This window comes from Desulfoplanes sp. PS50, from assembly GCF_053851535.1.
This window is the reverse complement of sequence record NZ_JBSPZA010000016.1, coordinates 12507-33981: the sequence shown is the minus strand read 5'-3', so window position 1 is coordinate 33981 and position 21475 is coordinate 12507. Positions and strand designations below refer to the sequence as shown.

26 protein-coding genes and 1 pseudogene are annotated in these 21475 nt (G+C 63.4%); all 27 read right to left on the bottom strand.

Annotated elements, in window-relative coordinates; all coding sequences use genetic code 11:
• Window positions 1-4: 4 nt before the first annotated feature.
• The 27 genes and pseudogenes from ACTVJH_RS08660 to ACTVJH_RS08530 all read right to left on the bottom strand — a co-directional run bounded on the left by ACTVJH_RS08660 (window position 5) and on the right by ACTVJH_RS08530 (window position 21465).
• Window positions 5-1579, bottom strand: a complete 1575-nt coding sequence (locus ACTVJH_RS08660; protein ID WP_054033036.1) for a phage tail protein — start codon at window positions 1577-1579, stop codon at window positions 5-7.
• The gene (locus ACTVJH_RS08655; protein WP_054033035.1) at window positions 1579-2988 is read right to left on the bottom strand and encodes a baseplate J/gp47 family protein; all 1410 of its coding nucleotides are present in this window, start codon (window positions 2986-2988) and stop codon (window positions 1579-1581) included. Before ACTVJH_RS08655 ends, ACTVJH_RS08660 begins: the two co-directional genes overlap by 1 nt.
• Before the next feature lie 99 nt (window positions 2989-3087).
• The gene (locus ACTVJH_RS08650; RefSeq protein WP_455989449.1) at window positions 3088-4005 is read right to left on the bottom strand and encodes a GPW/gp25 family protein; all 918 of its coding nucleotides are present in this window, start codon (window positions 4003-4005) and stop codon (window positions 3088-3090) included.
• Entirely contained in the window at window positions 4005-4895 is an 891-nt protein-coding gene (locus ACTVJH_RS08645; protein ID WP_022661721.1) for a hypothetical protein, read from the bottom strand. The genes ACTVJH_RS08650 and ACTVJH_RS08645 overlap by 1 nt, the downstream gene beginning before the upstream one ends.
• A gap of 12 nt (window positions 4896-4907) precedes the next feature.
• Window positions 4908-5918 (bottom strand): YfaP family protein, encoded by a 1011-nt coding sequence (locus tag ACTVJH_RS08640; protein WP_144234511.1) that lies wholly within the window; start codon window positions 5916-5918, stop codon window positions 4908-4910.
• On the bottom strand, window positions 5915-6223 hold the full coding sequence (locus ACTVJH_RS08635; RefSeq protein ID WP_022661719.1) for a hypothetical protein: 309 nt from the start codon (window positions 6221-6223) through the stop codon (window positions 5915-5917). Before ACTVJH_RS08635 ends, ACTVJH_RS08640 begins: the two co-directional genes overlap by 4 nt.
• Before the next feature lie 10 nt (window positions 6224-6233).
• On the bottom strand, window positions 6234-6497 hold the full coding sequence (locus tag ACTVJH_RS08630) for a PAAR domain-containing protein (protein ID WP_011366988.1): 264 nt from the start codon (window positions 6495-6497) through the stop codon (window positions 6234-6236).
• A complete protein-coding gene (locus ACTVJH_RS08625; protein ID WP_011700612.1) occupies window positions 6494-6868 on the bottom strand; it encodes a hypothetical protein in 375 nt (124 codons plus the stop codon). The genes ACTVJH_RS08630 and ACTVJH_RS08625 overlap by 4 nt, the downstream gene beginning before the upstream one ends.
• A 12-nt stretch (window positions 6869-6880) precedes the next feature.
• Window positions 6881-7930 carry a phage baseplate assembly protein V gene (locus tag ACTVJH_RS08620; RefSeq protein WP_144234512.1) on the bottom strand — a complete coding sequence of 350 codons (1050 nt, stop codon included), beginning with the start codon at window positions 7928-7930 and terminating at the stop codon, window positions 6881-6883.
• Window positions 7923-8342 carry a DUF1353 domain-containing protein gene (locus tag ACTVJH_RS08615; RefSeq protein WP_133039028.1) on the bottom strand — a complete coding sequence of 140 codons (420 nt, stop codon included), beginning with the start codon at window positions 8340-8342 and terminating at the stop codon, window positions 7923-7925. The genes ACTVJH_RS08620 and ACTVJH_RS08615 overlap by 8 nt, the downstream gene beginning before the upstream one ends.
• A complete protein-coding gene (locus ACTVJH_RS08610; protein ID WP_015721235.1) occupies window positions 8339-8713 on the bottom strand; it encodes a YcbK family protein in 375 nt (124 codons plus the stop codon). The genes ACTVJH_RS08615 and ACTVJH_RS08610 overlap by 4 nt, the downstream gene beginning before the upstream one ends.
• Window positions 8706-9989, bottom strand: coding sequence for a phage late control D family protein (locus tag ACTVJH_RS08605; protein ID WP_455989446.1), 1284 nt, complete (start codon window positions 9987-9989; stop codon window positions 8706-8708). Before ACTVJH_RS08605 ends, ACTVJH_RS08610 begins: the two co-directional genes overlap by 8 nt.
• A gap of 66 nt (window positions 9990-10055) precedes the next feature.
• The gene (locus ACTVJH_RS08600; RefSeq protein WP_022661714.1) at window positions 10056-10346 is read right to left on the bottom strand and encodes a LysM peptidoglycan-binding domain-containing protein; all 291 of its coding nucleotides are present in this window, start codon (window positions 10344-10346) and stop codon (window positions 10056-10058) included.
• Window positions 10343-10813: a CIS tube protein gene (locus ACTVJH_RS08595; protein ID WP_011366981.1), complete on the bottom strand. Its 471-nt coding sequence runs from the start codon at window positions 10811-10813 to the stop codon at window positions 10343-10345. The genes ACTVJH_RS08600 and ACTVJH_RS08595 overlap by 4 nt, the downstream gene beginning before the upstream one ends.
• Before the next feature lie 9 nt (window positions 10814-10822).
• Window positions 10823-11128, bottom strand: coding sequence for a DUF7768 domain-containing protein (locus ACTVJH_RS08590; RefSeq protein WP_022661713.1), 306 nt, complete (start codon window positions 11126-11128; stop codon window positions 10823-10825).
• Between the two features lie 2444 nt (window positions 11129-13572).
• Window positions 13573-14586 (bottom strand): annotated as a pseudogene (locus ACTVJH_RS08585) (phage tail tape measure protein); the annotation flags it as partial.
• A gap of 329 nt (window positions 14587-14915) precedes the next feature.
• Window positions 14916-15593 carry a T4 family baseplate hub assembly chaperone gene (locus ACTVJH_RS08580; RefSeq protein ID WP_455989443.1) on the bottom strand — a complete coding sequence of 226 codons (678 nt, stop codon included), beginning with the start codon at window positions 15591-15593 and terminating at the stop codon, window positions 14916-14918.
• A 15-nt stretch (window positions 15594-15608) separates the two neighbouring features.
• Window positions 15609-16055, bottom strand: coding sequence for a phage tail protein (locus ACTVJH_RS08575; protein WP_225940361.1), 447 nt, complete (start codon window positions 16053-16055; stop codon window positions 15609-15611).
• Between the two features lie 30 nt (window positions 16056-16085).
• On the bottom strand, window positions 16086-17615 hold the full coding sequence (locus ACTVJH_RS08570; RefSeq protein ID WP_455989441.1) for a phage tail sheath C-terminal domain-containing protein: 1530 nt from the start codon (window positions 17613-17615) through the stop codon (window positions 16086-16088).
• 2 nt (window positions 17616-17617) lie between these two features.
• Window positions 17618-17875, bottom strand: a complete 258-nt coding sequence (locus ACTVJH_RS08565) for a hypothetical protein (protein WP_011366975.1) — start codon at window positions 17873-17875, stop codon at window positions 17618-17620.
• Between the two features lie 12 nt (window positions 17876-17887).
• Complete coding sequence (locus ACTVJH_RS08560) at window positions 17888-18511, bottom strand: hypothetical protein (protein WP_455989439.1); 624 nt, start codon at window positions 18509-18511, stop codon at window positions 17888-17890.
• A gap of 59 nt (window positions 18512-18570) precedes the next feature.
• A complete protein-coding gene (locus ACTVJH_RS08555; RefSeq protein ID WP_011366973.1) occupies window positions 18571-19056 on the bottom strand; it encodes a phage virion morphogenesis protein in 486 nt (161 codons plus the stop codon).
• Window positions 19046-19405 (bottom strand): hypothetical protein, encoded by a 360-nt coding sequence (locus ACTVJH_RS08550; RefSeq protein WP_155314805.1) that lies wholly within the window; start codon window positions 19403-19405, stop codon window positions 19046-19048. The genes ACTVJH_RS08555 and ACTVJH_RS08550 overlap by 11 nt, the downstream gene beginning before the upstream one ends.
• Window positions 19392-19856 carry a hypothetical protein gene (locus ACTVJH_RS08545; RefSeq protein ID WP_015721246.1) on the bottom strand — a complete coding sequence of 155 codons (465 nt, stop codon included), beginning with the start codon at window positions 19854-19856 and terminating at the stop codon, window positions 19392-19394. The genes ACTVJH_RS08550 and ACTVJH_RS08545 overlap by 14 nt, the downstream gene beginning before the upstream one ends.
• The gene (locus tag ACTVJH_RS08540; RefSeq protein ID WP_011366970.1) at window positions 19843-20202 is read right to left on the bottom strand and encodes a hypothetical protein; all 360 of its coding nucleotides are present in this window, start codon (window positions 20200-20202) and stop codon (window positions 19843-19845) included. The genes ACTVJH_RS08545 and ACTVJH_RS08540 overlap by 14 nt, the downstream gene beginning before the upstream one ends.
• Window positions 20203-20220: 18 nt before the next feature.
• The gene (locus tag ACTVJH_RS08535; protein ID WP_011366969.1) at window positions 20221-21084 is read right to left on the bottom strand and encodes an HK97-fold major capsid protein; all 864 of its coding nucleotides are present in this window, start codon (window positions 21082-21084) and stop codon (window positions 20221-20223) included.
• A gap of 18 nt (window positions 21085-21102) precedes the next feature.
• Window positions 21103-21465, bottom strand: a complete 363-nt coding sequence (locus ACTVJH_RS08530; protein WP_011366968.1) for a hypothetical protein — start codon at window positions 21463-21465, stop codon at window positions 21103-21105.
• Between the last annotated feature and the right edge of the window lie 10 nt (window positions 21466-21475).

Sequence of the window (21475 nt, the reverse complement as noted above, 5' to 3'; positions counted from 1 at the left end):
TCCTTCAGGTGGGCCACTGGGTGGCGCGATAGTTATTAGTGGCGGCCTCGAACCCGGCCTGCGTGGGCGCGTGCAGGTCCTGCTGACGGAACAGCCAGCGGTAGGACGGCCGCGACCAGCGGAATCCGGCCTGGTTGAGGCGCATGCGGCTGACGCGCATGGGGCGGGTCCGATCCACGGAAAGGCGCAGGCCGGTGGTGTTGAGCGGGCTTGCGCCCAGCTTCATGGTCTCGACCCGATGGCGCTGGAGAGAGCCCGTGTCCACGTAGACTTCAAGCGAGGCCCGTTCGCCGGTCAGATTCGCATTGCTCAGATACCGGGTGTTCAGGGTGTTCGCGTTGAGCCGGAACACAGGCCCTCTCCGCCGCCATCGGTCGATCCGGTCGACGGCCAAAGTGACGTCCGCGTCGCAGCCAGCGGTGGAGGCGAGCAGCAGATTGCTGATGCCGCCCTGGTTGGCGGTGAGGTCGAGACCTTCGTTGAGCCTGGCGCGGCCAAGCTGGAAGCAGAGGCGGTGCCGGGATTCCAGGGGCAGACGCAGGTCGTACTTGGCTTCCGCCCGTTCGACCGGTTCCGCCTGCGTGTCGAAAAAGAAGTCCTTCTGCCGAAAGCAGTAGCGCAGCTCGGTCTCGCCATGGGTCAGCGATTTGCGGTTGAGATGGCTCTCGCCCAGCCCGAAGCCGCTTTCCAGCACATCGCCTTCGAAATCGCGGCCGGTGTAGATGGGCGTGCAGAAGGAAACCCGGTCCTCCCCGATACGGGTGTACGGCAACCGCCAGTCGTTGAGGGCCTTGTGGTTCAGACGCACCCGGTTCTGGCGGCCGTGAAAACGGGAGACCTTCACGGCGGCCCGGTCGATCTCCGGGATCATCTCCGTGGTGCTGGTGAGCTGCAGCAGCTCCCAGGCCCTCTGCTTGTTGGTCAGGTGACGACATGAACCGAGCGAGGATCGTCCGAGGACGAAGGTTTCGTCGGGAAACGCCAGCACGATCCGGCGCACGGCGTTGGTATGCCCGAAATCGAGCATCGCGCCGCCTTCGATCCATTCCAGGAGGAACTGGAGCCAAAAACAGCGCGTGCCCGCCGGGTGGTGAAACACCAGGGCGTCGCGCAGCCCTTCGGTCTGGTTGAGGCACAGCACACGAAACACGCCGAGGCTGAACACCAGCCCGGGCAGCTTGGCGCTGCTGAGTCGGGAACGGGCATTGAGACGCAGAGCCGAGCGGAAGGTCTCCTGCAGTTCTCCCTGCCAACCGAGCGCGTCAAAGTCGCGTTCGATGGCCGGGATGGTGCCCTTGCGGCGATAGATTTCGACCGCCTCCCACACGCGGCGGCGCTGACAGTCCGGCGAACAGGTGCCGTCCACTTCGAGGCCGACCAGTCTCGCCAGCAGCGGCAGAAAGCGTTCGTCGCAATGATCGACGTCGAAGATGGTCGGGAAGTCGTCGATAGCCTGCTTGAGCTCGTCCAGCGTTCCGGCGGGAAGGCTCAGAAAGGTGCGCAGGTCACCGGCCTCGTCGTTGTGCTCGTAAAGCGGCGGCAGCAGGCCGAGCAGATTGTCCTTGAACCAATCCGACATCAACCGGCCCTCCGCAGATCGAGGTTGACGCTGCCGAGAACCGGGATTTCGCCGTGGCGCAGCAGGATGTCCTGCCTGGGCGCGTAGAGATGCATGTGGCTGACGCCACGCACGCCATCGATCAGGGCCACCAGGTCGGAGAAGTGAATGGTCTGGCCGAAAGAGACTTGGTCGAAGGAAAAGAAATCGGAGAGCGCGGCTTCGATGCGGCTACGCACGTTTTCCAGCGGTTCACCGGGCCAGACGTAGACCTCGGCGTCGATGGAAACGGGGCGGTAGATCGGATCGAACAGGTTGATCTCGACCGTGATGACCTTGCGGCGTTCGAGAAACTCCGCGAGGTCCCGCTTGAGCAGCGCCGAGGGCATTCCGCCGCCGTTGGGGGCGATGGCCAGTTGGACGTTGTAATAGCGAATGTTCTGGCAGGCATTGGTGTCGAGCACCTTGGCCTTGGCGACGCCGGGGTAACCTTCGGCGAGCGCCTGGTAATCCTCCAGGGTGACGGCCTTCCAGAGACTGCGCAGCTCTGCCGGTGCCTGTCTGCGGGCGTGTTCGAGGGCTTCCCGCGAAGCGCCGCCAGTGGCGGGAACAGGATTGGTGACGGTCAGGGAGACCTGGCCGCCGTCGAGGTAGACCGGGCTCAGCAGTTGGGTGATCCGATTCGGACCGAGATTGCCCTGGTCTCCGATGGTCTGCAGATAGCTGACGGTGATGGCGCTTCCCTGAGCGGGTACAGCGCCGCTTTGCCCGTCGCCGAAAATCAGGGTAGAGATGTCGAGGGCGTCCAGGTCGGCCATGAAATGACGGCTGTCGGCCAGGCTGTCCTGGAAATGATCGACCTCGCTCCAGGCGTCGTCCCCCACCGTAACGGTGATGGTGCCCTGGGCGATGGCGTCGCCGGTCAGGCGGATGCGCTGGAATGGCAGCCCCGTCGATGTGAAGGTCTCGGTGCGGCGCACGCCTTGACGGGCCGGGATGTCTACCGAGAGCACGCCTCGCGGGATCAGGCCGTCCTCGACTGTCTCGAAATCCGCCTCGCCGTCATTCAGCAAGGCGCGGCAGGCCGTACCCGCCGGAATGGTCAAATCCTTGCCAAGCGGAGCGGAGAGCCGAAAACGCAGCGTGGTGGTGGAGGCCACCGGCGAATCCAGCCGGTAGCCGATGAGCTTGCAGAGGTTGATGACGTTCTGCCGCTGGCGGGCCGTGGGCAGGAAGGCCTCCGCCGCCTGGGCGTCCAGGTAGTAGGCCAGCATGTCGCCCACGCCGCAGAACAGATCGAGCAGGACGACGCCGAGATCGGAGTGGTTGAAATCGGTCCAGCGGTCGGTGAGCTGCGGGATCTTCGCCAACAGCTCCTGGCGGATCGATTCGTAATCCTTGTTGATATATCCGATGCTTGCGCGGCCCATGGTCTCTCCGGTTTTCGGCGGGTATGCGAGAGCGCCTGATGCTCTCGCCACGCCGGTTACTTACCGGAAGGGGCCTGGATGTGTCGGAGGCGGGATGCCTCAGAGCGGGCCGCGCAGTTGCCAGACGGGATTGGGCTGCCCGGAGGTGTTGTTGAGGTAGTGGGATTCCTTCTTGCCCTCGAAATAGAACAGGCCGATGCGACCAGACTCCGACGTGGTGATCCGGTGAACGGTGCCAGCGGCGTTGTCTTCCGCCTGGCTCTGGGTGTCGAAGCCCAGACCGCTCGCAGCCAGATAGAGGGAATGCTCGCTCTGGGGCGTTTCCGTTTCAGGTGCTCCCTTGAAGACCAGGTAATGGCCGTGATTGTCACCCGGATCGCTAACGATCCATTTGCCGTTGCGATCCTGATAGGCTCCCTCGATGTAGGCGACTTCGTATTCCCCGGCTGGCCAGATGAAGGAATCGTCCGGATCGGGGCTCATCTCGGCTGCGTCGAACCAGAGCAGATTGAACAGCGAGCGCACGTCCGGCGACAGGCGCACGCTGCGCACCGGCTGCGGTTCCGGCTCGGGCTCCGGCTGGGGATAGCTGGGCGCGGGATGGTTCGGGTCTTCTCTGTAGAAGGGATAGACCAGGTTGCCGTCCACCTGGCTCTGGATCACCCGGTAGGCGATATGCACCAGCAGCAGGTTGCAGTCGATGTTCAGCGGCCGGTCGTCGAAGCGCACCTCCGTGATGATCACCCGCTTTTCCCAGCGCTTGATGGCGTCGATCACGTAATGGCGCAGCAGACCCTTGAGCACCTCGTCGTTCTGTTCGAACACCAGATCCTTCAGCCTGGAGCCGAACTCCGGATTCATGAACCGTTCGCCGATCCGGGTGCCGAGGATCTGCAGGATGCTTTCGCGGATATGTTCGTGCTCCCGCGAGGTGGCGGCCGAGATCTGGGTGCCGCCGGATACCGACTGAAACCGGAACGGGTAGCGCAATCCCTTGCCGAGAAAGTCATAGCTCATCAGGTACGCTCCTCGCAGTCGATGCCGCACTGTCCCGAGCAGCCGCTTTCCGAAGTGTCGTCGTCGATAGCTTCTCCCTGGAAACGGATCACCAGATCCAGGCCGCTCTTGAGCCCCAGGTGAATGGTTCCGTCCGCCTCGATCAGCCCGCCGTGGCCGGACTTGCCGCACTGGAATCCCTTGGCTCCCCCGGAAAGCAGACGAACGGTGATGGTCTCGCCGATGCCCTCGATGCGGCCGATGCCGATGATGTCGATTGGTCCGGCCGGGTTGATCAGGGTGATGAACCGCTCCCGGTGATCGACGTCGAGACGGATGCCCTCGGGCAGATCCACCGCGAAGCGTTCCGCGCCCATGGCGGTCGGATCGATCCCGGCGGGCAGTCCGCTGATACCGGCTGCCTCCCGGGTCGCGCTCAGATAGGACTCGACCAGGGTGTAAAGGCGTCCCGGGGCGACCTCGACGGCCGTGCCGGGTCCGGGGGTGACGACCTGCTGCTCCCCGGCGTCGATGACGCAGATTCGCTGGTCGTCAGTGGTCCGCAGGATCATGCCGTCGGGCAAGGTGAAGAGCCGGTTGCCGTCCGGCAGATCCCGGGGTTCGGTGCCCACAGGCAGTTCGACGAAGGGATAGAAATCGGGCTCCGGCTCGATCTGAACCTGGTCCAGGTACTCCTGGGTCCTGGCCTGCTGGGCCTCCAGATAGGCCTGGGCCTGGCCGCGCATCGCCTCCGAAGCGGCGTGACCGGCTTCCAGCAGCGTGCGGATGCCGGAAAGCTCTTCACGGATGCCGGACAGGTGATCGCAGAGCGCCCGTAAAACATACTGCTGTTCGCCGGAATCGGTCTGCTCGATAGTGGCCTGCAATTCGGAGGGTTCTTCGGAAATCATGGATAACCTCCATTACATGCCGACATTGGCGGGTTGGGATTGATAGCTCATGGCGTTGACCGCCGTCACTGTTCCGGCCGCGCCGTCGATTTCGAACACGGTCCAGACCGTGCCGGGGGCGTTGGGAACGTTGAAGGTCTGCTCACGGCCATCGCTCAAGAACACCTTCACCGATGCTCCGGACTGCGCCAGGCCGGTGCTCGGATTGGCGTTGCGGTTGGTGTAGTCGTGGACTGCGTAGCGGTAGACACCGGGGATGAGCCGATGGATGGTGATGGTCTCCGGCCCGTAGGAACTGGTGTCGTCCACGTCCAATTCCGCCGCCTCGTTTTCGATGGTGTGGGAATAGAACACATGGAACCTGCCGCCGGATGGCGTCGGTCCGGTGAGATGGGAATCGAGATCCCGGGGGTTCAGGCCCCACTGCAACACGATGCGGGCGACCTGGCCGTCGAGTTCGGGCGAGAGAACGATCTGGATGTCGCCGGATGTGTTGGGGTCGGCATTCACCCAGCCATGCCAGGCGATGTATCCCGGCGCGGTGACCTCTATGTAATAGAACCCTTCAGGTACGGACAGCTCGAACCCGCCATAGGCGTTGGCGAAGGTCTGGAACGCCGTCGGGCCGGTTTCCGAGCGGCGGAATTCGATCAGCGCGTTGCCGACGCCGCTGGTGTTGAGGGCGTTGACCACCATGCCGCTGAGGAAGACCGTGGCTCCGCTGGCAAAGTCCGGGTGGTCGGCGAACCAGGACGGATCGCGGACCTCCAGCAGAACATGGCGAAGGCTGTCCCGGGCCGAGGATCGCCAGACCATGAGCACGGCGTTGCCGATGGTCCAGCCGCAGCGAATGACACCGTCCGGCCCGATCTCCGCGACCTCCGGATTGCTGGTGGCAAAGACCGGGGCGTCCACGTCGCCGCGCAGTGAGAGCGGAATCCGTTGCTCGAACTCGCCAGCGGAGAGGCGGATGGAGCGAGGCTGTACCTCCCAGTGGCAAAAGGTTGGCGGGGCATCCGTCATGAAGGGACCTCCACCGGTGCGGAGACGCCGCCGCCATAGACCTCGACCTGAACGTGCCGCAGGCTGAGCCGCTCGGGCGAATCCCAGACCAGAATCATGGCCGCTCCGGGAACGAAGCCGCATTCGACATTGCCGTCTTCATCGACACTGGCCACGTCGGGATTGGACGATTCGAACACCGGTGTTTCGGGTAGGCCACGGATCGAGAGCGGAATGCGCTGGACGAATGGGGATCGCGAGACGCGGATCAGCTTCGGGAAGACATCCCAGTAGTGCGGTTCCTGCGGCTGTTCGAGAGTGTTCATGGCGGCCTCCTCAGTTGTCGATGGTGTCGGGACTGCCGGTGACGATGATGGCTCCGCAGGCGGTGATGTCGCCGATGCGGGCGTTGGGCAATCCTTCGGTGATGGTATCGAAGCTGCCGGTCACGATGGGCGTCACGCCATGCCCCGGGATGGGACAGACGTGCAGATCCCCCATGCGGGCCACCGGCATGCCGTTGTCCAGCGTCCGGCTCGCTCCGGTGATGATGACGCCGCCGTGACTGCTGATGTCGCCGAGTCGCGCCTGGGAGCTCATGGGTTTACCTTCAGCAGCAGATGGATCAGAAAGCCGACGAGTCCGCCGATGGTGCTGCCGATGGTCAGCACCAGGCCGACGATCTTCCACATGGTCTCGGTCCCCATCTTGGAGCCGACCCGGGCGTGCAGCCGGTCGATCTCCTCGGCGTGCCGGTGCAGATCGGAATAGATCGAGCGGACCAGTACCTCGACGTTTTCCTTGTCCGATTTCTTCTCGATTTCACGCTCGATCTTCTCGAGTCGGTCCTGGATTTCCCGGCGGTGGTTTTCGAGGATGCTGCGGAATTCCTCCCGCCAATGATCGAAGGTCCGGGCCAGCAATTCCTCGCTGGCCGAGAGTCCGGAGGGCGTTGTTGTTCTTTCTCCCATGCGATGCTTCCTTCAGGTGTTGATCAAGACGGTGTTCGTCGAGCGAATGATGATGTTTCCGGCCACCCCATCCATGAACACGAGGCTGCCGGACTTATCGGTGGCGCTGATGCTCTCCTGGCCGGGCGCGGCGTTCATGCGCACCACCTGACCGGCCTTGTCTGTGAGCCGTATCTGTTCGGCGGCGGCGGTGGAATCGACCAGGATTTCCTGAGTGCCGTTGAGCCCCCAGATGTGAACCTTCTCCCGGCCCTTGGTGGTGTCGATGAGGATCTTCTGCCAGCGGGAGCGGCCCTTGTCGCACGAGAGGATGTGGACCTTCTCCTTGTCCTGCCAGGCTTCGAGGATCACCTGCTGGCGGCAGAGGTCGGTGAGCTGGATGCGGGCGCGGGAGCCGACGATCTGCGAGGCGATGTCGAGCTGGTCGCCTTTCTCGGCGTCCTTCGTGCCTCGCCGCAGGGCGTTGCCGCTCTGCATCTCCGGCTTCACCTTCCCTTCCATGGTGAGGATCTGCCCGGCGCGGTCGATGATCCGCAGCAGCTCGTCGCCGTCGCGGTCATCGGCCAGGATGGTATGGCCGGTTTCGGTCTTGAGCAGGACCTTCAGGCGCGGGCAGTAATACGGCGGATGGCCGTGGTACTTCTTGTGTTCGAGATCGTCATGCCGGTTGGCCTGATGCTCGACCTTGTCCTCGCAGTCATGGCAGAAGGCGTTGGCGCAGGTGCGCTTGGATTCCTCGGGCTGTTCGCCGGGATTGCTCTTGGCCAGCCAGACCCCGGTCCAGATCGGATACTGGACGACGCCGCCCTCGAACTCGGCCCAGACCGAGGCACCTTCCTCGGGGATCAGGAACATGCCGGTGTCGTCGTTGCCGCCGTAGAGGAAACAGGGCGCGGCCCATTCGGACCAGTTCTCCCGTCCGCTACCGAGCACGGCTGGGATTTCCAGACGGACCCGGCCAAGGCGTTCGGGGTCGTTGTTGTCGCGCACGAAGGCCCGGTACTTGCCGTACCAGCGGTTGCGGTAGCGTTCCTCGGATTGACGGTCGCGGGTTTCAAGCATGCTCCGCCTCCCGCTTTCGACTGGCGTCCCAGGCCAGCCAGCCGCCCAGACGAACCGCCCAATACATGACCTGCCTTTTCCACAGAGGCACGCCCAGGGCCGCCATCAGTTCGAGAAAGAGGCGGTCGGCAGCAAGCCGCGAGACCTTGCCGGTGTGGTAGAGATAGTCGTGAACGACGGCCGCCGGGGAATATCGTCCCCAGGGCGGCACCACGCGCCAGAACAGGCGCGGCACCGAGGCGAAGTCGGTCTCGAACCCGGCGGGCACTTCGATGATGCGGCCAGCGCCGGTGCGGACACGGAACGGCTGGGTCAGCCTCGCGGTCATTCCATTGGGCAGGATCTCCACCCGAAGCGGTCCGGAGAGACCCAGCGCGGTGCCGGAAAACAGGGTCTTGGTTTGGGCGCTCATGACCGCCACCTCGCCTTGCCCGACTGGCGCACGTCGAGATGAACCCAGGAGGCGTAGACCCCGATGCCGCCCTCGCGGAAGAGAGGGATCTCCTCGGCGATGACCGCCAGTGCTTCAGGCGAAACGCCAGCGGGACAGCTCACGTCGGCCGCCATGCCCAGCGTGTGGAAACTCTGTTCCGCGCCGCCCACCGCCTTGTTGTGTCGGTTGCAGCGAAAGCCGCTGGTGATGGACAGCGGTTTGCCGATGCGGTCGCGCAGGGTCTGCAGGGCGTCGACCAGGTCGGGATGGACCGCAGCCGAATGGCCGCAGCAGTTTTTGCCCTTGCAGGCGAATTCCGAACGGTTGAAATTCTTGCTGAGATCACCCATTGCCGCCTCCTTGTGTGACCGCGCCGGAGTCCGCGTCGATGGTCACCATGGCTGGCGGCTCGTTTTGCGGCGTGGGCGGGGCCTCCTTGTCGTTGGGTTTGCCCTGGGACTCGGCGGACTTGTCGCCCGCGCCCTTGCCGAGGGCGTTCTTCTTGAGTTTGAGTTCGCAGAGATAGCCTGCGCTGCTGATGCTGTGGCGCACCGAGTGGCAGTAGTAGATGCCGGAAAACTTCTGGCCCACGCCCTTGATCTCGACGTTTTTCTTGGCGCGTAGCTGGGGAATGCCAATGGTGGCGGCGTCCGCCTCGACCTGGCGCAGCTCGGCCTCGCGGAACTTGCCTTCGGCGCTGTCCTGGGCGGGCTCCTGGCGCGGCTCTTCGTGAAAGCCTTCGGAACGGTCGAAGCAGGGCACGATCTGCCCCGTCTCCTGTTCCTTGAAGCTGCCTTCGCCGGTGTTGCCGTCGACCAGATAGGTCTGCTTGCCCAGGGCCGTCCGCTCGGGCATGGTGGCGTTGTTGGCCTTGTGCTCGACTACGTCCTTCTTGCGCGGGTCGACGCCGACCGTCTTGGTCTCGACACCCGCGCCCTTGGCTCCCTGGGATTGGGTGCTGGGGCGGAACGAGCGCAGCAGGCCCTTGGTGTCGGTGAAATATTCGAGGGTCAGCAGCGGCGTTTGGTCGAGTTCGCGGGGATGGAAATGGAGTTCGTCGTCCTGGATGTAGAAGACATAGCCGCTGACGCCGTCGCCATCGCGGTCGCGGGCCTTTTCCGCCAGCTCCTTGAGGAACTGGGCGTCCGAGATGTTGCTCTGGGTGACGCGGAGATGGGTCCCCTTGGTGGCCGTGACCACCGGCGTGAGGCCGTTGGCGGCGGCGACTTGTTCGGCGATTTCCGAATAGAGGATGCCGGGAGCAGGTTTTTGCCAGACCTTCTGGTTTTCCTTGCCCGCGAGTTTGAAGCCCTTGTCGTAGGCCTTGATGCGGATGGTCGGATCGCCGTTTTCCGGGAAGTCGTAATCGATGTCCTTGATGACCGCTTTCTTGCGCGGAGAGAGGTTCCCCACGTAGCCGAAGCGGGCCACGATCTCGTTGCCTTCCTGGAACAGCGGATCGTCGACGAACTGCAGGTTGCGGTCGGTCACCGACAGTTCGAGGACATCCAACTCCTCCTCGTTGTCGGTGAAAACGAACGAGGTGATCTCCTGGGTGATGTCCTTCGAGAGGTCTTGCCCCTCGATCTGAATCAGAAATGTCGGCTTGAAGGTATCCAGATCCATGCGTCTCTCCGGTAGTTCGCAGTTCCCTGCTTACTTACCGGAAGGCATGGCGAGGTGTCGGACGCTTCAGTCGAGCAGGCGCATCTGGACGTGTTCGCGGGAGGGAATGCGCAGCGCCAGACCCGGCTCGAGCGCCAACGGGAAAAAGAGGTCGTTGTAGTCGCAGATGATCCACCAGAGCCTGGCGTCACCCAGATAGCGGTGCGCGAGCAGATCCAGGCGGTCGCCCTCGACCACGGTGTGCAGGCGGTCGTCGTGTCTGGGGGTGGTGTCGATGCGCTGGCGCATGCCGAGGGAGGTGCCGTCGCTGTCCCGGTAGAGAACGCAGCGGGCGTATCGGGAATCGCGGCCGATCATGAGCGCACCTCCGACCAGTTGATGGAACGGTCCACATATTCCTCGAGGACGATGTCCACCTCGGCCCGTTGCGGCAGCAGATTGTCCCGGTCGAACAGGCCGAAGAAACGCGCCTTCACCTGCCGGACGATGCAGGTCACGCCCGGGTAGAGATCGCCGAAAATCAGTAGCACACGATGCGGCGCGTTCTTGAGCATGGTTCCGGCGTGTTCCGGATATTGCAGCGAGCGGAGCCAGTCGACCTTCTGCTTCACCGGCCCCTTGAACAGCTCGACCTTGAAGGCGATCCGGCGCGGTTCCCCGGCGACGTACTGGTAGCGCGGATGGCTCATGCCGGGGATTTTGATCGTCGCGTAGTCGGTCGACTTCTCGTCGCTGATGGAGTTGGGGTTGTACTGGAATTCGAGCCGCTCCCCCGTGTCGGCGTCCACCAGATATCCCTTGATGGGCTGTTGATCCCAGGCCATTCCTTACACCTAGGCGATCTCGATGATCGGCTTGCCCAGTTGTCCGGCCCGGTCGAGTTCCAGCCGCATGCCGCTGGAAATGCCGTTGCCGGTGAACGCCCACACCTCGTCGCAACATTCCATGTAGGCCAGGCCGCAGGCGATGCCAGTCTCCCGCTGCTCGGGAACGCTGTCATCGGTGAAGGTTGGATACAACAGGTGCGGCGCGAACGGCGCGTGACCGTTTCTCATGACCCGTCGGCAAAGCGCCTCGGCGACCTTCACGTTTCGGGCTATGTCACCCGCGAACGGGCTGCAGACAAAGATGCGTTTCATCGGTCCTCTCACAGGGTTTCGTAGTTTCTGATCTTCCGCTCCCGAAGATCCTTGTAGACGGCCTCGGCCACCTTCCGGCCATCGATGTTGGTGGTCACGCTCAGTTCCACCGGGCGGTCGGCCAGGCCATCGAGGCGCGAGAGCAGCGATTCCAGAAGCTCGCGCAGACCCGGACCGGCGTCCTCTGCCCGCAGGGGTGTCGCGGGAGCGGTGCGGGCCGGAGCGATCAAGCGTTCGGAAGGCACCGTCTCGGTCAGTCCGGATTGCAGGGGCTTCGCTATCGGAGTCGGCGCGGCCGTCTTGGGCCGCTCGATCCCGGCCGGAGCGGGAGAGGCACTTCCGATTTCCGGTGCCGGTTCCACCGCAAACGGCTGGATGTAGCTCTTACTTACCGGCTCGACGGCCGCCGCGACGGTCTGCACGGTGCCGCTCATCGGTTGTGGGGGTGGCGCGGCCGTGGCCATGACTGGCTGGAGCATCAGCATGGCGCTCAGGGCCTTGGGCACCAGGCGTTCGTCCAGACGCGGCACGAGACTGAGCACGCTTTCGATGATGCGTTGCCCAATCGATTCGGCGGGCGGCGCAGCTCCGAGCGGTTGTTTCTGCTCGGCCACCTGCGGGACCGGGGTCTGGACTCCCAGCATGGCGCGAGCGGAGGAGAGCAAACCATTGGCGATCCCGGCGCTGCGATCCTTGATCGCCTGAATGCCCGCGCTCGCGCCACTGGAAAGCCTCTGCCAGAGAGATTGACCCTCGGTACCGGCACTGGCAAAGATTCGGCCCACAGCCCCGGGGACGGCAGACAGCGTGGCAACGATCCGGTCGCGAACAGTGACGGCTCCCGTGGCCAGCGCGTCCCAGGCATTGACCTGGGGCGGCGTGATCGCCAGCTCAGGCGTGCCGCCAAACAGGGATTGTTTGAGACCTTCGAAGATGGCACCGGCCTTGGCCGCGACGGTTTGTGCGCCGGAGGTCAGACCGTCCCAGAGTTTTCCGGCCATCCGGAAAGGAGCCGAGGCGGCGTCCATGAGGTTTCCGCCCGCCGTTTTGACCTGCTGCCACGCTCCCGCAGCGGCCGAGAGAATCCCGCGAGCGGCGAAGCCGAACACTTTCGCGGGCAGCGACTGGGTAAGGCTCATGCCGTCGGCGAGGGTCTTGAGCAGCGCGGAACCGGAGGCGGTCAGGCTGGCGAGTGGTCCCTCGCGGGCATCGGAGAACGGCAGCAGATTGCGCAGCTTGCCCAAGGCGTTCTTGAGCATGGTGAAGGGATAGGTCACCGCCGACCAGATCCCTTCGCCAAGGGTGATCAGTAGCTTCTTGCCCGCCTCAAAGAAGGTGGTGTCCCCGGCGAAGAAGGAGCGCACGGTGGCAAACAGATCCCGCAGGGTGCTGATGATCGGCAGATTGAGAATCGCCTGGCCGATCTGTCCGGCGGCGTCGGCCACCAGGCGTCCGATGGAGGTGAAGATCCCGGAAATGAAATTCCAGACACCGACCACCACATCCCGCGCCCACCGGAACGGGGTGGCGAGAAAATCGTAGACCGCGCCGCCGATGACCTTGAGACCGTCCAGCAGGGAAATGTCACCGGTCAGCACCTGCCAGACCGCATAGACAATCTTCCCGGTGGCCATGAAGGCCTCGCCGATCATGCGCACGGGCAACAGGAACTTGTAGATGAACTTGGCCGCTCCGACTAGAGACCCGACGATGATCTTGCCGACCCAGACCACGCTGCGCACCACCACCGCCAGGGCTCGGACGATGAGCGACAGGTTCCAGGCCACGATCTTCAGCGCGAATGCCAACCCCTGCAGAAGCACACCGGCGACGGTGCCGATAACCGTGCCGAAGGTGCGCCAGGACGACCCATCGGTGGCGCTGGCGGCCACGCCGAAGATCTCCACCACCGAAAAGACCGCGCTGGCCAGCGCCGCATAGGCGCTCATCAGGGTGCGGACGGTCGGTTCGAGGATGGCGCGGATGCGGCCAAAGGCATGGGAAAAAGCGCCCCACAATCCGGCCAAGGCTTCGCGAACGCGATAATAGGCTTTGAAGACGGTGACCACGAAGCCCAGCAGTCCGGCGGATTCGAGCTTATGGGCCAGTTCGGCCGACATCTGCCCGACGCCGCCGCTGAGCGAGCCCACCAGCTCCCTGATCCCCCGGAAGACCAGCGAGACCTTGTTCCAGGCCCCGGTGATGACATCCTGGATGCCGCCGAAATTGGTTTCCCAGGCGCGTTTTAGCAAATACACCGAGAGGATCACGCCAGCGATAATCGCGGTGACGGGCAGAAAATAGGTCGCGACCGCCGAACCCACTCCGGCGAGCGCGGCGCTGATGGCCACGAATCCGGCCTTGATGGCGGGCAGCATGAGTCCCACCATGCCTACGGCGGCGGTGACGGCTCCGGCTACGACCAGAATGGTGCCGAGGGCCATGGACAGTCCCAGGACAACCCGGGTCACGCCCGGCATCGATTTGGCCATGCGTTGCAGGAACAGAATGAAGCGGGAGACGCCGTTGATCACCGGCGTCACCACCGGTAGCAGAGTGCGTCCCAGGATTTCGCTGAGGTTGGCCACCTGCTGGCGCAGGAGCAGGAACCGGGCTCCGATGTCCTGGTTCATGGCGTCGGCCATCTGTTCGGTGACCGCCGTGCCGGTCTTCATGGCCCGGCCCACCGACTGGATATTGCCTTCGAGGCTCCCCATGCCCGCCGACATCTGCAGCAGGAACTTGACCGCCTCGTCGGAACCGAAGGCCTTCTTCAGCTTCACCTGGGCGGCGGCGTTGGAGAGATCGGGGAACTGGCGTTTGATCTCCTGCAGAATGGGAACCACGCCCTTGAGACGTCCGCTGGTGTCGGTGAAGGACAGGCCCAGCTCGTCACCGGCCTCGGCCGCCTTCATGATGAACGTCTTGTACAGCGTGCCCGCCTCGGAGCCGGGCATGGTGGTCTGGAGCTGGCCGAGCACGGCGAGCTGCTCATTCAGCGGAATGTTGCTCGCGGCCGCCACCGCGCCGATGTTCTTGATGGCGTCGGCCATCTGGGTGCCGTTGGTCTTGAACGAGGCCACGGTCTGCGCCATGGCTCCGGAAAAGGCGGTCGCCCATTCCATGTCGTTCATGTCTGCCATGATGGGCTTGAAGATCCCGTAGGCCGTGGTGAAGGTGCCGACCATTTCCTGGGTGGTGGCCTTGGTCGCCTTGGCCGTCATGGCTGCCATGGAGGTGAAGACGCCCACCGCCTCGTCGCTGAGGTTGGACAGGGCCGATTTCACGTCGTAGGTGGCGGTGATGAACGCCGCCTTGTCAGCGCCGGACCACTGGTTGGTGAAGGATTCTGCGGCGTCCTCGATGGCCCGGAGGTCCTGCACGCCAAGGGACGCCAGCTCGCCCAAGGCCTTCTGGGTCGCGGCGGTGGAAGCGACCAGGGCGGCGGGCACCGCCATCAGAGCCAGTCCCGCCCCCAGCATCATGGTGCCTTGCTGGATGCGATCCAGGTTGCGGGTCATCCGCTCGCTGGCATCCGCCACGGTGGAATCGAGGTCCATCATGGAGCCACGGATGCGCTGCGCGTTCTGCGAGAACGCATCCTTCATCGATACCACTATGCCCAGTCCGAGATCGCCGTTCATCTATCGCCGTTCCGTTTGCTCACGTTCAAAATCAAGCTGCCGCTCGAGGGCCTCGACGAACTGACGCCGGACCCTGAGCGGCAGCGAGCGGGTTTCCGACCAGCCCCAGTGCAGTCCGCCGTAAGCGAGAAAGAATGCGTCGCTTACAAGCGAACTCCGGGGAACAAAAAAGCCGGTTCTGCCTCCAGACGGGTTCGGATCTTGGTGCCGCAGCCATCGCATTCGGTTTCGACCGAGGTGTCGATTCCCGCGTCGACCCGCGACATCTCCTGCCGCAGTGCGTTGCGGTCGCGCATCGACATTTCCGCCAGGCTCTTCTTGGAGGGAGCCTTGCCGTCGATGTCGAGGATGCGGATGAGCATGGCCGAACTGATGTTGGGCTCGCGCAGGCTGGCCAGGCGCTTTTCCTTGTGGCCGTCGAGATATCCGAAGCGGACGGCTTTCTTCGAGCCGGGCAGCTTGAAGGCGAACTCGCGCTCCTCGCCGTAGGGGGTGACCTTGAGATCCTCGAGATTGACGGTCACGAAGTTGGTCATGCGGCAGGCGCTGTTCGGACAGCTCAGCTCCAGCTCCACCTCGTCCCCAAGGGAAATCTGGCGCAGGCGGACCAGGGCGAACAGCCGGTCACCCGAGAGCAGGTTCATCACCTCGGAAAGATCGGGGGCGGTCTTCTCGTCCAGCCGGACGAAACAGTTGCGGAGCACCTGGTTGATCGCCTCTCCGGAGCGGATCAGGCGCTGGTTGGTGAGTAGTTCTTCCTCAGCCCCGGTCATTTCCCGGAGCTCGAGTTCAGTGCCGCTTGGCAGTTCAAAGCTGTACATGGTCGATCCTCCGGTTTAGGTCCAGTATTGGAAGCAGATGGTGAGCTTCTCGATGGTGTTCTCGGTGTTGCCGCCCTCGAGCTCGTCGTATTCGAGCGCCTTCACCCAGGCCCCATGCAGGGTCCAGCGGCGGGTCTCGTTGCCGGTGCGGTCGTAGCGGACAACGTCGATGTCGCGCATGTAGTCGGCCGGAAGGCCGCCGGTGACGGCGTTCACGTCCACCTGTTTCTTGATCCATTCGCGTGCCGCCTCGTCGGAGCCGTCCTGCAGGTTGCCTTTCTCGAGGGTGATGTCCTCGAACTTGACCCGCCCCGCCACCTTCTGGTCGAACATCGAACCGGCCGGGGCAAAGGCCACTTCCTCGAATTCTGTTTTGGGCTCCTGTCCCTTGTGGAACAGGGCCACGTCGAAGCCGTTTACCTCGATGGCGAACTGCCAGTTCTGGTAAAGGCTCTTGGGCATATTTCCGCTTCTCATAGCCGTGTTCTCCCGTTAGATGATTTCTTTGAAGTCCGCAGAGGTAGCGGTCAGGATGAAGTTCAGCTCAATGAACTCCGCCGTCTTGGTCGGCTTGACGAACACGCGGGCCACCATTTCGTTGCGGTCGATGACCGCCGGGGTATTGGTCTCCTCGTCGCACTGGAAGGCGAAGTCGTAGAGGCCACCCTTGTCCTTGATGTCCTGCAGGAAGGGATTGATCAGGCGGCCGAGGGCACGCCAGGTCTGGGGATGATTCGGCTCGAACACCACGAAGCGGGAGGATTCCGAGATGGCTTCCTCCATGAACATCATCAGACGGCGCACGTTGATGCGGTCCACGGCCGAGGGCTGGCTTTGCAGCGTCTTCTGGCCCCAGATGTTGATGCCGGTGTCGGGGAACACGGCGATGACGTTGACCCCTTCCGGATAGAGCACATCGCGCTCGCCACGGCTGGTCTTGTAGGCCAGGGAGAGCGTGTTGAAGATGCGGCCACGGTCGATACCGGCGGGCGCGTTCCAGACGTTGGTCTTCTGGTCGCTGCGGGCGATGCATCCCGCCACCGCGCCGCAGGGCGGCACCAGCTTCTTGCGCGAGTTGACCGGATCGCTGATCTCCAGCCAGGGGTAGTAGAGCGCCGCGTAGGAGGAGTTGAAGGCCGCGTGGCTGTACATCCCTTGTCCCTTGCGGAAATCTACCGCTTCGAGCGGCTCCAGGTGCATGGGCGTGTCGGCGATGAACAGCAGATCCTTGCGCCCCTCGGCATAGGCGATTCCGGCGTTGATCACCGGCACCGTCGTGACGCCGGGGACCATCAGCAGGTTCAGGGCGTCGATCTCGTCAAAGCCATAGAGGCCGGTATGCTGCGAGGGATCGCCGATGAAGTCCGCATCGGCCAGATCGGTCAGACCATTGTCGCCGCCGCTGAGCGTGAACACGCCCAATGCCGGACGGTCGCTGGGCGTTCCCATTGCTGCGGCCAGATCCTGGACCAAGATGAAATCCGAGCGGTCGTTGATCGCCAGCTCCACATGGTTCGGCAGCGTCTCGTCCATGCTCAGATCCTTGAACACCTCGACCACATCGCCTTTGTGCCGGACCACCAGGTTGAAATGGTTGGCCGGATCGAGAGAACCGTCCTCGATGGAGATGGAGAGTCGGTCGCCCCAGACGCCTTCGTTCACGGCCTCGATCCGCAGGGCGTCGGCGGGCGTCGCCTCCCGGTTCTGCAGCACGATGGAAGATTTGAGCGCCGTCAGGGTGTCCCGGTCGGTGGAGTCGGTGAGATGGGCGATGCGGGTGACGTAGAGGACCGCCCCGCCGTTGTCGAAAAACGCCCGTGCGGCGTAGGCCAGATAGCTTTCGTTGATATAGGAGCCGAAACGGTTGATAAACTGTTCCCAGCTCGTCACCAGCACGGGCTTGTTGATCGGGCCTTTCTCGGCCACTCCGACCATGGCAGCCGACGAGGTCGAGATCTGCTTCACATAGAAACTGAAGTCCGTTTCCCGGGTGTAAATCCCGGGCGATAGATAGGTCGGCATGGTTATTTCCTCCGCTTGCTGGTGGTCTTGGCCTCATCGGCTGCGGCGTCCTCGGTTGCCGTGGGCTTTTCCGGTTCCGGTTCCGCGCCGCCGGTCAGGTCGGTGATGCGCACCAGGCCGCGTTTTCCGGCGGTCTTGATCTCGGCGGAGAGGTCCTTGCGGGCGATGCTCTTGCGTTCTCGCGGCCCGAGGTGAAGGGTTCCCTGGCCGGAGAGGTTGAACGTCAGGGGTTGGAACTGCAGGTTTCTGATCTCGATCACGGTTGTTCTCCTTTACGGTTGAATGGTTCGTTGCTCTGTCACGTCGCCGTGACCAACCGGCAGGACAGCCGGTTGGCACGACCGCAGGTCGCCCCGAAGGGGTGGAGCACAGGGATGTGCGACATGAAACTGGAAGGTCCGGTCCCGGATCAGCCGACCGTCGTGCAGGTCGCCGTCGTACACCGGGCAGGATTCGATGCGGATGCGTCCGGAGCTTTGCCGGAGGTTGGAGAGGTTCACCCGGGCCAGACCGCCCAGAGGAACCAGTTCGGTAAGGTTCAGGCTGCCCTGGTCGGCGATGGCGATCTCCGGGTAAAGCTGGAGGAACCGCGACACCGATTCGTGAAAACCAAGCAGTTCGGCCTCCCGGTCCACGGTCACCACCAGGTCGAAATCGAGGTGATAGAGCCTGGGAAACCGGCACTCCTCGAAAGTCAGCTCCGCAACATTCTTCTCGAATAGGCGGCTCTGGCTGCGGCGGAAACGGTCTTCCGCCAGCTTCGGCCCCTGGAGGATGACGCTGGGGGTGCGCTGGACCTCGAACAGGTCATCCGGGAACACCAGCACGGTGTCCGGATGGATGGCCTGCTTGGCCAGGCGGATCAGGGTTTCTGTGACGGTCTGTATCGTGCTCAAGGGACGCCTCCGTTTTCTGCCTGGTTACTTACCGGAAGCGCTGGCGATGTGTCGGAGGCTCAAAGCGCGGAGCGGATCGCCTCACGATAGTTCTGGAGGATCTGCTCGCGGTACTTCTCCATCACCGGATGTAGAAAAGGTCTGGCGGGGATGATGATGGTCGCGCCGTTCGGATGTTTGATGGTGGCTCCGTACTCCATGACGGCACCGATGTTCACCATGTCTTCACCGTCCTTGTTGACGGTGCCGCGCAGCAGTCCGACGAACGCCTTGTCTGCCATGATTTTTTGGGTGATGGCGTTGATGAGAAAGCCGGTGTCGATGAGCGCCTTGCTGGAACCTTTGCGCTCGATGGTGCTTTCGGCGAGTTTCACGAAAGCCTGTCCGCCCGGGGCCTGGGAGCGAATCCCCCGCTGGATCTCGCGCACCAGAAAAAGGGCGTTGCGGATCGTGGCCTGACGCAGGGCCGTGGCCAGGCGCGGCCCCATGCCGGTGGTCAGCTTGGCGCGGGCCTTGTCCCAGTCACCGGTCCGCCTAACGCCCATTGAGCTTCACCAGTTGCAGGTTCTTGTGAGTGACGGTGCCGAAGAAGTGTTCTTCTTCCACACTCTGTATGCGATAGGTTTCCCTGTCGGTGGCCAGGCGGTCTTCACCCCGGACATCGGCATCCGGAAGGACACAGGCGAGCGCGTCGATCTTGCCGCTCAGCTCCTCCGGCGGGGTTTCGTTCAGTTCGAGGGGGATGACGGAGATTTCCGTGTATTCGGCATCGTCGGTGCCGTAGAGCCGCTCGCCGGGAACCACGCGCAGGATGCGTGCGGTCTGGCCCGAGGAGAGGATCAGCCGGGCGACATCGGCCACGGCTTCGGCGCGTTCCCGGTCATTCAACAACATCGAGATCGATCCCTTGTTCGTAGATGACCGGCGTAAGGCCGCTCGGGGTCAGGATGTAGGCTTCCTGATCGAGCTGGGTGGCCGGACGCAGCTCGGTGAGCCGCTGCCGGTAGTCGGCGAGCAGATCGGCCTCGAGCTTGGCCCAGTGGCCGGGCTGTCCGGTTTTGTCCACTCTCTTGTCGCCGCTGGAAAAGGAGAAGGCGTTGGCGGTGGCCGAACGCATGACCTGGCAGGCGTGGATCTGCGCCATGATCACCAGGAGCTCGCGGACCTCGCCGGTGGGATCGGGGGTGATCTCTCCGGCCGTGATCGTCAGCGATTGGTCGAGGTCACGGCCGACCCGGAAAACGGCTTTCCGGACGCATCTCTCCAGAGTCTGGTCCTCGAAGAGAGATGCGCCCGGATCGGACAGGTCGAGCCGCAGGTCGGCGATCAGGTCACTCAGCAGCACCTTGCAGGCCCTCCAGACGGCTCTTGAGCGCGTCGATCACCGTGCGGCGTTTTTCGGTTTCCATGTAGCCCTTGAGGGTCTCCGGATTGGCCTCCTCGTTGACCTTGGAAATCGCGTCGGTGGCGGAGAGCTTGCTCAGGTCCACCGGTTCCGCGTCCTGGTCTGGCTCTGGAGGGGCGAGCGGTTCCTGCTTCGGTTTGTCGGCCATGGCCAGGCGGCCGTTCTTGAGAGCCGCCTGGATCTGCTTGGTGAGGCGTTCCACCTCGACCACCTGACCGGGTTTGAGCTTCAACCCGGCGTCGGGGATCACCAGAACGCCGGGACGGATGTTCTTGATTCGATTCATGTCACATCACCTCCCGGATTACGGAACCAGTTTGACCTTGGCCATGATGTCAGGGCGGGTAATGCCCTGGCCGATTTCGGACCACACCAGCCAGCCGGTCTTGAAGCGGGTCTTCTGATCGATGGACTCCGTCTTCAGGTTTTCGCGCACCGGCATCTTTCCGACCTCTTCATCCGGGACGATGATGATCTCGTCCAGCGGCATGGAGGCGGTCAGCAGAATGCCGCCGGTTCCGTAGTTCTTGATGACGCCCTTCTGGCGCAGCTCGAGCTTGGTCTGGGGATCGAGGTTCCAGCCGCGCATGTCGTTGAACCGGCGGCCGCGCATGACGATGTACTTCACCGACAGCTCCAGGTCCTCGATGATCGAGATGGCTTCGTTCAGCGCCTCTTCGGTGAGCAGGTCGCCGGTGACCTCGATGGTGTTGGTCGCCGGGATGGCCGAGGAGAGCACCGAGATGGTGCGGCGGTCCATCTCCTTGCGGATGGCGTCGGCGGCGCTGGTCTGGATGTCCATCAGCGTGCCGATGTTGCCGTTCTTGAGGACGGACACGTCCACCATCGGATTGGAGTGGATGCGGTTGGTGGGGAACTCGACCTCGTCTTTGCCCACCTCCTGCTCCTGGGCGTCGCCGTCCTTGCTGATCCAGTGGGCCTTGACGGTCGGTTTCTTCTGGTAGACCGGGCGTTCGCCCTTTGGCAGCGTGTGCTTGGTGAGCAGCAGCGAGGAGATCTCCTTGCGCTTGATCTCCTGTTCGATGGGCGCGGCAATGGCGGCGGCAAGCGCCCGCATGCCTTCGGGCGACTCGAGAGCCTCGCTCATGAGCCGCGCCATGGTTTCCATGTATTCCTGGGAATGGATCTTCAACTGATTGGTTTTCATGTGCGTTGGCTCCTTGGGTTAGACGAGCAGGCGGAATTTGAGGACGCCGCTCTGTACGGAAATGGCGTGGGCGACGACGTGCTCTCCGGCCGCGATGCCGTTGGTCAGCCGACCGCTCGCCGAAACTTTCAGGTCGTCTCCGGCGACGACGGTCCCTTCGAAGGCGTCAGTCTCGTAAACGCCGCCGTCGCAGTAGATGCCGGGCATTTCGCCACCGGCGTAATCCTTGATCAGGATGCCGAAGGAGCGCTTGGTGGGATCGGTGTTGACGGCGAACAGGTCGTCGCCGACCACGCGGACCACCTGGCCGAGTTGGCCGTCGCCCTGGATGTGGCCGTCGCCATAGGCGAGGCTGCGGTGACACGGATTGATGAATGACATGGTGTTTCCT